The sequence below is a fragment of the Pauljensenia sp. 20925_1_27 genome (assembly GCF_041432835.1).
GTDB lineage: Bacteria > Actinomycetota > Actinomycetes > Actinomycetales > Actinomycetaceae > Pauljensenia.
This window is the reverse complement of sequence record NZ_JAPWAH010000012.1, coordinates 1-13,149: the sequence shown is the minus strand read 5'-3', so window position 1 is coordinate 13,149 and position 13,149 is coordinate 1. Positions and strand designations below refer to the sequence as shown.

Here is a 13,149-nt window from a genome sequence, read left to right as displayed (position 1 = left end):
GGTGTACCAGCCGTCTCCTCACAAAATACCGCACATAGCACGGGTGACAATCACCGTGTTGCTTATTGATACGTTAAGCGCAGCTGAATTGTCTAACGTGACGGGCCCGGGAGCGCATTGCTGCGTTCCCGGGCCCGGTCTCTGTGCCTATTGGCGTCTTCTCGCGTCGATCACGGGATCCACACGCCCGAGGCGTTGAAGGTGTAGCTGCGGCCGCCGATCGCCTGCCAGCCGGTGAGCATCGCGCCCGAGCCGTGCAGGTAGTACCACGTGCCGCCCAGGTTGATCCAACCGGTGGCCATCGCTCCGGAACCGTGCAGGTAGTACCAGGTGCCGCCGTCCATGACCCAACCAGTGCGCATCGCGCCGTTGTCACCCAGGTAGTACCAGGAACCGCGGACGATCTGCCACCCAGTGAGCTGCGCGCCGGAGCCATCGTGGTAGTACCAGGTGCCGCCATCCATGACCCAACCAGTGCGCATGTAGCCGCGTCCGTCGAAGCGGTAGGTGCGGCCGTCAATGACCGCCGAGGTGTTGGCCGGGTAGGTGCCATCCGCGTTGCGGTACCACCAGCCGATCGAGTCCAGCATCCAGGCACCGGAGGGGGCAGGCTGGGGCTGGGGCTGGGGCTGCGGGTCAGGCGCGGGCTGCGGATCGGGCTGGGGCTGCGGCTGGGGCTGGGGATCCGGAGCAGGCTGCGGATCGGGCTGGGGCTGCGGCTGAGGCTGGGGATCCGGATCAGGCTGCGGATCAGGCTGAGGCTGGGGATCCGGAGCAGGCTGCGGATCAGGCTGAGGCTGGGGCTGAGGCTGCGGCTGGGGCTGAGGCTGAGGCTGGGGATCCGGCGCAGGCTGCGGATCGGGCTGCGGCGCAGGGTCGACCCAGGGAGCGGGCGCTGTCGCATCGTGCTTCACGGACTTGACAACGGCGATCGTCGTCGCACTTGCCTCGGTTCCGTCGGGCAGGGTGGCGGTCAGGTTCACCTGATTCCAATCAACGACGTTACCGCCGGTGATCGTCGCGCTCTTGCCGTCCTCGGCCACCTTCAGAATGACCACACCGTCATACTCAAGGCTCCAGGACAGGGTGGCATCCTTGAACTTCTCGGGCAGCAGCGGCTTGAGGGTGACAGTGTCGCCCTCCTCGAAGTCCACGCGAAGGAAATTGACCGCAATCTCGTCCTCACCCAGCTCGCTGGCGCAGACCTGGACCGTAGCCATCACCGGGTCGAAGGTCGTCGGATCCATGTAGTCAGAGACGGCGCGGACGTCCGAGCAGCCTTTCTTCAGGGCAGTCACGCGGCCCGAGCGATCATCGACATTCAGGACGTCGATATCGTCACCAGTCCAGTTGACTTTCGTCATGTTGGCGTTGTCTGGCTTGTGCGTGACGCCGATGTACGTCTGCTGACCGACAGTCATGTTGAGCTGACCGGACTCGATACCGAAATCGAGGGAGGCCATGGCGACGGGTTCAATCGCGACATCGGCGCGCTTGGACGGCAGGCCATCGCTGCCCCAGGCGACAAGCTTGACGGTCGCGGGGAGGGCATCGGTGTGGCCGGCCTGGGACCAGGCCGCCTGAATGTCGGAGAACTTGATAGTGAAGAGGTAGTGGTGAAGGCCATCGTCGGTGACATTGCCGGGGAAGTCGACGACACGATGGTAGAAGATCGCGTCGGTCGCGGGGTCACGCAGGTCAATGCTGGACAGCCCGGGGTTGTCGGTGACGGAGAAGGTGACCTGACCGCCAATACCCTCGCTGGTAGTGGCGAGGTTGGAGATCATTGGCCCATCCGCGTCGGGTGCGGGGGTTGCTGCCAGGGCAGGAGCGCCGAAGGCGACACCAGACGCTGCCATTGCGCCGGTCGCCAGGGCTGCGATCAACGCCCTGTGAAATGTGTATGACATGCTCACTCCAATGTTGATTCGTGCGATCCATACCGACCGGTTAGGTTCATCGGCTCACAATCCGCACGATACTGCGCAACTAGATACCTAGCAACGGCTTACTGGCTTACCATCCAGTAGCAACAAGGCATTATGAGGGGAAATGAGGCACCCCTCAGCGCTCCGGTCAGCATAGTTTCAACACAGTCTCTGACCGATACACATATGTTCAATGACAAAAGCACATATGTTCACTGCGATGCGCCGAAAAAGCAAACTTCTCGGTCATAGAGATTTCATTTGACACGGTAAATTCCGCGTAGAACTGACTGCAAGTAGCACGTCATTGGCCACGAGCTTGACAAACAGATCAGGACGCGCTGCGCACACCTACTGGCGGTCAGACAGCTCCAGGTTCGCCCGCACGACGATGCCGATACGACGGACCATCGCCTCGTCCACCCAGGACCCGTCGAGGGCCGCCAAGCGCGGGTGGGTCGGCGCCTCGTCGAAGAGGCGATCAAAGCCGAGGATCGCCCTCCACAGGGGGATCAGCTCCTCGTTATAGGTATGGCCGTGACCGCCGGGGGCGGTGCCCGCGACGGGCAGGTCGGCGAGCACCTGAATGAAGGTGACGAAGCGCGTGAACTCGACGAAGCGGGACACGTCGCGCCCCGCCCGCTCGCGCAGCCAATCCGGCTGATTCCACAAGAGCTTACGGTTCCACCACACGACCGGGTCGGAGGGATGCTGGGCGTAGATCAGTCGCGGGAATCTCCACGGACCCAGCTCGCGCCCGTACAGGTCGGTGCGCAGGTCGGAGGGTTCGTTTACGAAGCGCACGCGCCGCCCGTTGTAGACGACGGGCGCCACCTCGGGGCTGCCCTTGTGGCGCTCAGCCGTGAGCTCGGCGTGCATCGGCGTGAACGCCGGGGTGCCCACCCACAGGGCGCCGTCCACCTGCTCCAGCGCGTCCTCGACCGAGGAAAACACCGACTGCGAGGCGAAGGCCCCCAGGGACTCGCCGCACACGAAGAGCGCGGGACGGTCGGCCTCGTCCATCGTGTCGAGCTCGGCGCGCACCGCGCGGAAGAGGGCAGCCGACGCCTCCTGCGCGGGCTCGAGGCCGGTCAGCCAGTTAAGCGCCGACGGCACGTAGGAGTACTGCAGCGAGGCGGTCGCGCAGTTGCCGCGCGTGAGGAACTCGAGGGGTTGGACCTGCCACTCGTCGACCCAGCCGGACCCGGTCGACGCGGCGATCAGGATGACCGCGCGATCGAATGCGCCCGTGCGCCGCAGCTCGGCGACGACGGTCGCCGCGGCCACCTCAATGCCCGCCCCGCCCGTGGGCATGCCGGAGTAGACGCGGATGGGTTCCATGGCCTCGCCTCCGCTGACCTGGGCAATATCGAGCCGCGAGGGGCCTCGGCCGAGGAAGACGCGCCCCTGACCGCCGACCGACTCCCAGGTGACGGGCGAGGCCGGGGAGGCGGAGCGCTCGGGGACGAAGGGCTTGTAGATGCCGCGCGCGGTGCGCGTGTTCATCTGCTCGGCGTGATGACGGAAGAAGCCGATGCCGCCGCGCAGGATCACGTTCGAGGTCAGGAAGAAGACGATGACGGTCAGGATCGCGACGCCGGCGACGACGGCAATCGGGTGCGGCATATAGTCACCGAGCGCCGCGATGAGCATGCGCCCGAGACTGTTCAGGGCACCCACGATCGCGATGAGGCACCATGCAACGACGACGGTCCCTGCGGTTCCCAGGAGGTACTCGCCGAAGGTCTCGCCCGGCATGTTGACAAGTCTGGCGGCGACGCGGGCCCGGCGATACGACTGGATGACGGCGTAGAGCCACCACATCGCAAAAAGAACTGCCGCGCAGACGCGGAAACCGATCTCGACGGGCTCGGATGCGCGGATGGTCAGGCCCGTCATCGCGATAATGCGGGCACCCACGTTCTGCACAATGACGCCACCGACGTACCCGCAGGAGACGAGGACGCCCGAGGCGACCGCGTGCCACGCCCAGGAGCGCGCCATCAGCGACGGTGCCACGCTCACCGCATACATGGCGAGGGCAGCGATCACTCCCAGAAACGACAAACCCATGGTCCCCATTGTGCCAGGGGTGGCCTGACGGTTCACGAGGGGCACGAGGCATGGGCCCGCAGGTGGGCAGCGACGTCTCGCGGACTTCGCGTTCGCCCCGGGAACAGTCGGGACGCCGCCGCAAGCAATCGCTTTTTCTCGGCGGCAACAATCGGATATGTTGGACCCACCCCGCGTCACAGAGCCCAATTGATAGGAAGACTCATGTACACCACCTACATTCGCGGTGCCGGAATCGCCGTTGTCTCGCGCAGGATCCTCGAGGGAAGCGCCGCCATCAAGTGGATGATGCGCGCAGTACCGGTCGAGATCGAAGACTCCGGCTGGCGCGTTCTCTCGGGTGACGACACCGGCGAGTACATGAGCGACCCGACCAACTTTTTCCGGGTCGACTTCAACATTCTGTGCAACATCGAGCCCGCCTGCATCGGCATCTACGATCTGCCCATCGGCTCCGACATCCAACTGGTCGTCGAACCTGACGGGCGCCGGCGATGGTTCGATAACAAGACCAAGAAGGAGATTCCGTTCCGCTGACTCACGCAGCGGCCCCGCCCTCACAGGTGAGTGAGCCACACGAGGGTCGCGTACGGGATGGTGACCAGCTCCCCCGGCGCGTAGCCGAGGTGCTCGTAGAGGTACCAGCGCAGGTTCTCCTGCATGCGCGCACGCCCCGCCTCCGACGAACGGATATACGAGGAGCGGGTCGTGCCCAGGGTGAGGATCTCCTCGGGGGTCATCCGGTCCTCCCACGCGACCTGGGTGAGGGTCATCGGGGCGAAGCCACCGCCCGGCGTGGGGGGCCTGTCGGGGCGGTGCACGTCGCCCGAGCGCATGATGCGCGTCAGTCGATGTACCCACGGGATCGACACGGCCATCTGATTCCACACGATCGCGAGCGCGCCACCGGGTGCCAGGATCCGGGCAGCCTCGAGGCCCGCACGCTCCGGATCCATCCAATGCCAGGACTGCGCAAACACGACGATGTCATACACGTCGTTCGGTAACCCCGTCTCTTCCGCGACGCCATCGTGCCACGTGACCCCCTCGATCGGCGAGGCCTGGGCACGCATCGCCTCGGAAGGTTCGACCGCGTCCACGAGGAGACCGCCGCGGGCCAGGAGCTCGCTCATCTTGCCGGTGCCCGCGCCGATGTCGGCGGCGCGCAGTGGGCCATCCCGGCCTGGAGCGTTCACGCCCCGCCCACTCCGCGCGGCATCGATCAACGCGGCCACGGCCTCGTTCGGGTAGGCGGGGCGCACCGAGTCGTAGGCACCGCCCTCCCCGACGTAGGGGTTGACGTCGAGGGAACCGGACACGCTGTTCGGCATCGTGTCATGATCACCGTAATCCAGCGACGAAGAAGTGGTGGCCACGCGCCCGGCCACGGCCTCGTTGTCGGAGGCGCTCACAGGAGCGAGCTCCCCAGTCGGCACACGTTATCGACGTAGTGGACGTGCCACGGCTGGCCGTGCCACTCCTCGTAGGTGAGCTCGCGGGAGGCCTCGCGCGTGCGTTCATCGTTGCCGTGCAGCATCTCGACCAGGCGGGAGCTGTCGGCGACGAGGACGATCTCGTAGTTGAGGCCGAAGGAGCGCACATCCATGTTGGAGGAGCCGATGATGCACAGGCTCCCGTCGACGACCATGTACTTGGAGTGCAGCATCCGCGGCTTACGATAGAGGTGGATGCGCACGCCCGCCTTCAGGAGCGGCCCGTAGTAGGAGCGCTGCGCGTGACCGACCAGGAACTGGTCGAACTGCTCAGAGACGAAGAGCTCGACCGTCACGCCCGACAGCGCGGCGTTTGTCAGCGCGGTCATGAGGGCCTCGTCTGGGATGAAGTACGGGCTGGTGATCGACACGTGCGTGCGCGCCGAGGAAATCATGTGCACGAATGCTCGCAGGTTCGGCTCGCCCTTGTACGCGGGGCCCGACGGGATGATCTGCATGGCCGAGGCCTGCTCCTCCTCGCGCTCTCCTGTTTCCTGAGCGGCGGGCGGGGCGAGGACCTCGGGGGTGAGGACCTCCTTGCAGGCGTAGTACCAGTCGACGGCGAAGACCGCCTGGATCTGGGCGACGATGGGGCCTCTGACGGACACGCTCGTGTCGTCGTAGTGCATGCCGGCCTTCTGATACGAGGGGGTGTCGTAGTCGGGGGCGACGAGGTTGTGAGACCCGATGTAGGCCTCGCGCCCGTCGATGACGAGAATCTTGCGGTGATTGCGCAGGTCCGGGCGGCGGATCTGGCCGCGCAGCGGCGCGAAGGGCAGCATCTCGTGCCACTGGATGCCCATGGCGTTCAGGTGGCGACGGAAGTCCCTGTGTCCGGGGATCGTGCGCATGCCGTGGTGGTCGACGAGCAGGCGGACAGTGACGCCGCGCTCGACCGCGCGCCCGAGGGCCTCGTAGAAGGGGGCCGTGTACTCGTCCCAGGATGTCTGGTAGTACAGGGCGTTCACGTGGTGGGTGGCCGCGTCGATACTGGCCGCCATGGCTCGGAAGGTTTCCGCCGTGTCGTTGTAGAGGCTGCCGACGCGGCCCGTCGAAGCCGGGAATCCGCTCAGGTTTCCGGACAGGCGCATGATCGAGGCCGTGTCGCCGTCCGAGCCGAAGGGCAGGCCGTCCGGTCCGGTGGGAGCCTCGTAGGACGCGGGCTGTGGCGCGATCGAACCCGCCACGATGGCGTCGACGAGCGCTCTGGCCTCCGGATCATCATCCAGGCGCCTTCCCATCGCCCACCACGAGCCAAAAATAAAGTACAGCGGCACGCCGAGGAGGGGCCACAGGAAGATCAGCAGCAGCCACGCTGTCGAGGTCGATGCGCGCCGATGCTTGGGCACAACCCCCAGCGCGACAACGCGGATGACGAAATCGATGGCCCCAACAAGGAGCCATCCCCACAGCGGTGGTTCAGGGGGTGGCGGCAGCATGCGCCTAGTCTATCGAGCGCCCCAGGTCCTGGTCGGCCCAGCGCCGCCAGTGTGGCGCGTAGGTCTGCCCATCGCGCGCCAGCGCCCGACTGCGCCGCTCGCCCTCGCCTGGGTCGGCGATCCAGATGGCGAGGTCGGCCTCGGCCTCGATGGCGCCGCAACCCTCGATGATGGTCGGGGCGAGGGGGACACGGGTCGTCTCCCCTGTTGCGCCCACCTCCCAGTCCCAGGCCTCGTAGGAGGAGGCGCGCCCTCCCCGCAGGTCGGCGGCGATTCGCCGCGCGATGTCGGCGCCCGCCGCCAGGCCGTCCCAGCCGGGGTACCAATCGTCGAGGTGGAGCACCTGCCAGCCGGGCAAGAGGCGCGCGAGGGCCGCGGCCAGCGTGGACTTTCCCGAGCCAGAGTAGCCGTCGATCGTCACGACCGGGACGCCGTGCGATGCGCGCGCGGACTCACCGTGGGACGAAGCCGTAGCCCGCTCCCCCGCCAGGGCACTCAGGCGGGGAGCGAGCTCGTGGGCGGCCTCATCGGGGCCCATCGTGACGGGGACGGTGACCCGCAGGCCCACTCCCCCGCGCGCATCTTCCCAGGTCAGGGCGCTCATCGGCCCACCAGGGCGAAGGTGCCCGCCCAGACGCTCGCGGCCAGCGCGATCGCGGGCACGGCGACGGCGACGACCATGAGGACCGCGTCGGCGGCGCGCAGGCGCGAGACGCGCGCCCACGTGCGCTGACCCGCCGCACCGAAGCCCCGGGCCTCCATCGTCGTGGCCAGCTTGCCGGAGCGACGCAGCGCGAACACCAGCAGCGAGAAGGCGCCGCGCAGGAAGGAACGGATGCGCGAGGCGTCGCCCACGCCTCGGGCGCGCCGCGCACGCTCGAGGGCCTTCCAGTCGGCCGCCATCAACGACGTCATGCGCGCGCCCGCGAGCGCGGCGAGGACCGGGCGGGCAGGCAGGTGCAGGATCTGCGCGAGGCCGTCGCCCATGTCGGTCGGATCGATGCGGTCGAGCAGGGCGATCGCAGGCATGACAATCGCGCACATGCGCAGGCCGATGCCCAGCGCCAGCCACATGGAGTGGTCCGAGATCGCGGCGGGACCGAGCTGCCAGTAGACGTGTCCACCCGGGCTTGCGTAGAGCAGCATGGACAGCGCGCCCAGCGGCGCGGCCACGAGCAGCGGCGTCGCCTTGAGGAAGAAGCTGCGCGCGGACACGCCCGACAGGGGTATGAGCGCGAGCTCGAGGGCGAGGGCCACGCCCGCGCTCACCGGGTCGATCGTGATCAGCAGGGGCGTGGTGGCGACCAGGAGGGCGAGCACGCGGGCGACGGGATTCGTGCGGGCAAGGAGGCCGCGGGCGCCGCGCTGCGGGCCGGTTTGCGTGCCTTGCTGCTCGGGGTTCTGCGCGCCGCGCGCGGGCGCAGGAACCGCATTCGTCGCCGACTGCGCACCCCCATCGTGAACGTTACCGACGGGGGCGGCCCCGGCCTCGTCCGTGGAGTCCTCGGGGGCCCCGCCGCGCGTCCCGACCTGGCCTAGGTCCACGACGCGCTGGCCCATCGCGGCCACGAACGCGGGGTCGTGCGTGATGGAGACCAGGGTGACGCCGCGCGCGAGGGCGGCGCGCAGGAGGCGCACGAGGCCCAGCCACGTGCCACGATCCTGGCCGAAGGTCGGTTCGTCGAGGATCAGCAGCTCGGGGGCGCTGATGAGCGCGGTCGCCACCGACAGGCGGCGCTTCTCGCCGCCCGACAGGGTCATGGGGTTGGCGCGCGCGAGTGTGGTCAGGCCCAGGGCCTCGAGGTGTTCGTCGACGAGGGGGGCGATCTCCGCCTCGCTCATGCCGGCCGCGCGCGGGCCGATCGCGAGTTCCTCGGCGACGGTGGAGGCCAGGAACTGATATTCGGGCTCCTGGAAGACCATCGACATGCGGCCGAGCAGCTGCTTGCTGGACCACTCGTGCGGGTCGCCGCGCGTGCCGTCGGAGGTTTCGACCTCGACCGTGCCCGAGATGGGCGGTAGGAGGCCCGCCAGCGTCAGCGCGAAGGTTGATTTTCCGGCACCGTTAGCGCCAACGATGCAGGTGGAGACGCCGCGCTCGATCGTCAGGTCGATGCCGCTGCGCACGGGGGAATTCTTGTCGTAGCCGATCGTCAGGTCGGCGACGCGAGCGATCGGGGTGGTACCGGACGAGGCCGGGGGGACCTCGGGGGCGGGGCCGACCTCCGCTGCAACGTCGTCGCCGGGCAGCCAGATGCCGCGCTCGCGCAGGGCGTCGCCCTGCTGCGCGAGGACCTGCCTCAGCGGGCCGTCGGCCGCGATCGCGCCGTCCGCGACCACGATGACGCGATCCACGAGCGAGGCCCACACGTCGACGCGGTGCTCCACGACGACCACGGTCGCGCCCGTGCGCTCGACGACGGCCTCGACGGCGGCGCGCACCTCGGCGACGCCGCTCGGGTCCAGGTTCGCGGTGGGCTCGTCCAAGAGCAGTAGGCCCGGGCCCATCGCCAGAATCGACGCGAGCGCCAGGCGCTGCTTTTGCCCGCCCGACAGCTCCGTCGTCGAATGATCCAGGGGGACGCTCAGGCCCACGGCCGCGAGTGATTCCTCCACGCGCGGCCAGATCTCCTCGCGAGGAACCCCCAGGTTTTCCATGCCGAAGGCCACGTCGTCACCCACGCGGGCGAGGACCACCTGGGCCTCGGGATCCTGCATGAGCAGACCCACGCGACCCCTGGCATCGGCCGGGGCGACGCCGTCGACGGTGAGCGTGCCGGTGGCCTCGCCCTCCTCGGCGCCGCCCAGCAGGCCGGCCAGGCCGCCCATCAGCGTCGACTTGCCCGACCCGGACGGGCCCAACACGAGCACGCGCTCGCCCGGCGCGATATCGAGATCAACGCCCGACAGCGCGGGGTTCTTGCGCCCGGCGTGACGCCATCCCCAGTCGCGCGCGCAAACGCGCGCGCCCGCCCCCTCACCCAGCGGCACCTGGCCATCCTGGGAGGGAGCGGTGTACGAGGAGGCGGAGTGGGCCTCGTCCATGGATCGGGAATCAGACAAGCTCACGCGCTCCGCGTCCCGAAGCAAAGCGGTCGAGCGCGCCCGTCTTCGCGAGCGCGCTCGTCAGCGCCCACGCAAGGATGCCCGCCAGGACGACGCCCGAAAGCGCGCCGCACACCAAGTAGATCGCGTTGTAGAGCACGCCCTTTTCGAGGTGGCCGGAGAGGAAGAGCTCGAGGACCCACTCGAAGGCGAAGGACACGGCGCCCGCGACAGACACGATCACCGCGTTGAAGCGGCGGTAGGCGACCAGGGCGAAGACGATCTCAGCGCCAAGGCCCTGCGCGATGCCCGAGTAGATGGTCTCGACGGCCCACTGGGAACCCAGGGCCATGGAGACGGTCGCGGCCATCAGCTCGACGAAGAACGCGGCGCCGGGCTTACGGATGACGTAGCCGCCGAGCGTACCGCCCAGCAGCCAGACGCCCGTCACCAGGCCACCCAGGCCGGGGGCAACGGCCTTGAGGACCTCGTAGCCCGCACCGCCCACCTGGTTCCAGACGACGAAAATGAGGCCGCACGCGACGCCCAGGACGGCGGCGGTCACGATGTCAATGACCCTCCAGCGGAGGGACGGAGAAGTGGATGCCATGCGAAAATACTCCCTTCGTGTTGCACGGCGGCCACGAGGGAAGAGCCTTCCTACGCCGGTATGATCCGGATCAGGTTCTACGGTCGGGGGTGGTCCCCTCTCAGCTCGCGTCGAGCTCCCGTGGCACTCTGGTGAGCATAGTCACTTAGTATTCATCGCGCTACTCGTGCAGGTGAGGGCCCTGATGAGGTCCCTCGCCCGTACCGCCGTCGCCGAGCACGCCGCGCGAGGCCCGACGCAGCAGGAAGTGACGGTTCGCGAACGCCGCGGCCACAATGAACACGATCCAAATCAGGGAATAGACGAGGCCGGGGCGGGTGTCATCCCACATCGCCAGAATGACGCCCATGCACCCCATGAACGCCAGGACGATCCACGCACTCAACGCGCCGCCGGGGGCCTTGAAAGCCGAGGCCTCGTGCAGCTGCGGGTGCTTGTGGAGGTAGACCAGGTAGGACACGACGATGACCACCCACACGCCCATGAACAGCGTCGCCGACACCGAGGTCACCAGCGTGAACGCCGCCGAGATCGAGCCGCCCATACCCATGATGACAATGCCCGACAGCAGGCACACGCACGACAGGAACAGGGCGTTGAGGGGCACGTGGTGGCTAGAGAGACGAGCGAAGACACCGGGCGCCTGCTCCTGACGCGCCAGGCCGTAGAGCATACGCGAGGTCGAGTAGATGCCGGAGTTCGCGCTCGAGGCGGCCGAGGAGAGGACCACGAGGTTGACGATCGTCGCCGCTGCGCCCAGACCGGTCAGCGAGAACATCGTGACGAAGGGCGATTTCTCGGGGCTCACCTGATCCCACGGGGTCACCATCATGATGGCCGCGAGCGCCGCCACGTAGAAGAGCATGATGCGCACGGGGATGGAGTTAACGGCCTTCGGCAGGGTGTTGTCCGGATCATCGGTCTCGGCGACGGTTGTACCCACCATTTCGATGCCAATGAAGGCGAAGAGGGCGATCTGGAAGCCGCCGAGGAAGCCGGTGAATCCGGTTGGGAAGAAGCCGCCGTGGCTCCACAGGTTCGAGACCGCGGCCGCGGTTCCCTCCGTATCAACGGTGCCCATGGCGACCATGGCGAAACCGACGATGACCAGCGCAATGATCGCGACGATCTTAATGAGGGCGAACCAGAATTCCGTCTCACCAAAGGCCTTGACCGTCATCGCGTTCAGGGCGAAGAGCAGCAGAGTCGTCGCGCCGATGGGGATCCACGCAGGCAAGTCCGGCCACCAGAAGTGGGTGTAGCCGGTGATCGCGATCATGTCCGCGACGCCGGTGACCACCCAGCACGCCCAGTACGTCCACCCGGTGACGAAGCCGGCCCACGGGCCGATCAGGTCGCGCGCAATATCCGCGAAGGTCGCGTACTTGTGGTCGGAGAGCAACAGCTCACCCAGAGTGCGCATGAACAGGAAGAGGACCGCGCCAATGATCATGTAGACCAGCAGGATCGAGGGGCCCGCGACGGAAATCGTCTTACCCGAGCCCATGAACAGGCCCGTGCCGATCGCGCCACCAATGGCAATCAGCTGAATGTGGCGGTTTTTCAGCGTGCGCTGAAGCTTTTCGCCGCCCTGCTGGTGGTCGCCGTGTTCGACTTTCTCACTGGTCATCGTTGTTCCTTCTGCCTGCTCCCGCCCCACCTGGGACGTTTTGCGCGGTCTTTGCACGCTCTCGCGAAGCGCTTGACTCTCCAACGCTACCGCACGGGCACGCTCATGACCGAATCTAGATCCCCACATGGCAGAAGAGCCGCATTCAAGTTAGGTTTGCCTTATGACGCTAAATTCGACGCCTTCGACGGGCCACACCGAGGTGCCCGCAGGCGCCCACTCCCCCGCTCCCTCCCCGAGCACCTCAACCCCGGCCTCGACGCACGCCGCGCCCGACCCGTCGCCCGTCCCGGCCTCGTACCCCCTGATCTCCGTGGCCATGGTTCCGACCGAGCGGGCGGCGCGCTACGGCAAGCAGCTCGTCAGCCACATGGGCCACAAGATCACGGGCTTCTGGGACGAGGAAGCTTGCAGCGGCCACCTGCTGTTCGACCGCGAGGGCCCGGTCCTGGGGCGCTTCGACGTCGTCGCGTCGCCGTCGGCGCTGACCATCGAGCTGCGCACGGAGCCCGAGCGCGCCGAGCGCCTCGCATTCATCGTCGGCATCCACCTGGCGCGCTTCGGCGCGCGCGATGGCCTGGCCGTCGTGTGGGAGCGCACCGACGGCAGCGAAGGTTCCACGCAGGGCCCCCTCACTCCCGAAGAGGTCGAGGCGCACGCCCGCGCCAAGAAGGCCGCCCGCGAGGCGGCGGCGCGCGAGGCGGCGGAGCTTAAGACCGGGCACGCAGAGTAGGCCCGGCAGGCACGCGGAGTAGCCGCGGCACTCACGACGCAATAGGCGCGCACGGCGGACTAGGCACGGCGGGACACCCAAGCACGGCACGCACAGCGCAATAGGCAAGACGCTGCGCACAGCATCCGGGCACGCATCGGACCCCATCAATTCCGCATGCAATTCCCTGACCACCGAACGCGTTAGTGGAGGGGTCTG

10 protein-coding genes and 1 riboswitch are annotated in these 13,149 nt (G+C 67.6%); of the genes, 2 read left to right on the top strand and 8 right to left on the bottom strand.

The annotated features are described in order from the left end of the window. Window positions 1–170 precede the first annotated feature (170 nt). Together O3684_RS07380 and O3684_RS07375 are read right to left on the bottom strand one after the other, a co-directional pair. Window positions 171–1,910, bottom strand: coding sequence for an N-acetylmuramoyl-L-alanine amidase family protein (locus O3684_RS07380; protein WP_500066023.1), 1,740 nt, complete (start codon window positions 1,908–1,910; stop codon window positions 171–173). Window positions 1,911–2,279: 369 nt separating this feature from the next. Further along, a complete protein-coding gene (locus tag O3684_RS07375) occupies window positions 2,280–4,010 on the bottom strand; it encodes an alpha/beta hydrolase (RefSeq protein WP_500066021.1) in 1,731 nt (576 codons plus the stop codon). A 195-nt stretch (window positions 4,011–4,205) separates the two neighbouring features. Between O3684_RS07375 and O3684_RS07370 the strand changes: the two genes are divergently transcribed. Then, window positions 4,206–4,538 carry an immunity protein Imm33 domain-containing protein gene (locus tag O3684_RS07370; RefSeq protein ID WP_500066019.1) on the top strand — a complete coding sequence of 111 codons (333 nt, stop codon included), beginning with the start codon at window positions 4,206–4,208 and terminating at the stop codon, window positions 4,536–4,538. A 20-nt stretch (window positions 4,539–4,558) separates the two neighbouring features. Here the strand turns inward: O3684_RS07370 and O3684_RS07365 are convergent, their stop codons facing one another. The 6 genes from O3684_RS07365 to O3684_RS07340 form a co-directional block, all read right to left on the bottom strand. Continuing rightward, the gene (locus tag O3684_RS07365) at window positions 4,559–5,413 is read right to left on the bottom strand and encodes a class I SAM-dependent methyltransferase (protein WP_500066018.1); all 855 of its coding nucleotides are present in this window, start codon (window positions 5,411–5,413) and stop codon (window positions 4,559–4,561) included. Beyond that, window positions 5,410–6,933, bottom strand: a complete 1,524-nt coding sequence (locus O3684_RS07360) for a phospholipase D-like domain-containing protein (protein ID WP_500066017.1) — start codon at window positions 6,931–6,933, stop codon at window positions 5,410–5,412. The genes O3684_RS07365 and O3684_RS07360 overlap by 4 nt, the downstream gene beginning before the upstream one ends. 4 nt (window positions 6,934–6,937) lie before the next feature. Continuing rightward, window positions 6,938–7,537, bottom strand: a complete 600-nt coding sequence (locus O3684_RS07355) for a nucleoside/nucleotide kinase family protein (protein ID WP_500066015.1) — start codon at window positions 7,535–7,537, stop codon at window positions 6,938–6,940. Continuing rightward, on the bottom strand, window positions 7,534–9,978 hold the full coding sequence (locus O3684_RS07350; RefSeq protein ID WP_500066068.1) for an ATP-binding cassette domain-containing protein: 2,445 nt from the start codon (window positions 9,976–9,978) through the stop codon (window positions 7,534–7,536). Before O3684_RS07350 ends, O3684_RS07355 begins: the two co-directional genes overlap by 4 nt. Window positions 9,979–9,988: 10 nt before the next feature. Then, a complete protein-coding gene (locus O3684_RS07345; protein WP_500066013.1) occupies window positions 9,989–10,588 on the bottom strand; it encodes an ECF transporter S component in 600 nt (199 codons plus the stop codon). Window positions 10,589–10,618: 30 nt separating this feature from the next. Next, window positions 10,619–10,720, bottom strand: a riboswitch (TPP riboswitch). A 28-nt stretch (window positions 10,721–10,748) separates the two neighbouring features. Beyond that, entirely contained in the window at window positions 10,749–12,218 is a 1,470-nt protein-coding gene (locus tag O3684_RS07340) for an amino acid permease (protein ID WP_500066011.1), read from the bottom strand. Window positions 12,219–12,381: 163 nt separating this feature from the next. On the opposite strand from O3684_RS07340, the gene O3684_RS07335 reads away from it, so the two are divergent. Then, on the top strand, window positions 12,382–12,951 hold the full coding sequence (locus O3684_RS07335; RefSeq protein WP_500066009.1) for a DUF2218 domain-containing protein: 570 nt from the start codon (window positions 12,382–12,384) through the stop codon (window positions 12,949–12,951). The last annotated feature ends 198 nt before the right edge of the window (window positions 12,952–13,149 follow it).

What these genes read in the sequence shown, in the direction of transcription:
- O3684_RS07380 (WP_500066023.1), bottom strand. Translation starts at nt 1,910, where the DNA reads ATGTCATACACATTTCACAGGGCGTTGATCGCAGCCCTGGCGACCGGC.
- O3684_RS07375 (WP_500066021.1), bottom strand. Translation starts at nt 4,010, where the DNA reads ATGGGGACCATGGGTTTGTCGTTTCTGGGAGTGATCGCTGCCCTCGCC.
- O3684_RS07370 (WP_500066019.1), top strand. Translation starts at nt 4,206, where the DNA reads ATGTACACCACCTACATTCGCGGTGCCGGAATCGCCGTTGTCTCGCGC.
- O3684_RS07360 (WP_500066017.1), bottom strand. Translation starts at nt 6,933, where the DNA reads ATGCTGCCGCCACCCCCTGAACCACCGCTGTGGGGATGGCTCCTTGTT.
- O3684_RS07355 (WP_500066015.1), bottom strand. Translation starts at nt 7,537, where the DNA reads ATGAGCGCCCTGACCTGGGAAGATGCGCGCGGGGGAGTGGGCCTGCGG.
- O3684_RS07350 (WP_500066068.1), bottom strand. Translation starts at nt 9,978, where the DNA reads ATGGACGAGGCCCACTCCGCCTCCTCGTACACCGCTCCCTCCCAGGAT.
- O3684_RS07345 (WP_500066013.1), bottom strand. Translation starts at nt 10,588, where the DNA reads ATGGCATCCACTTCTCCGTCCCTCCGCTGGAGGGTCATTGACATCGTG.
- O3684_RS07340 (WP_500066011.1), bottom strand. Translation starts at nt 12,218, where the DNA reads ATGACCAGTGAGAAAGTCGAACACGGCGACCACCAGCAGGGCGGCGAA.
- O3684_RS07335 (WP_500066009.1), top strand. Translation starts at nt 12,382, where the DNA reads ATGACGCTAAATTCGACGCCTTCGACGGGCCACACCGAGGTGCCCGCA.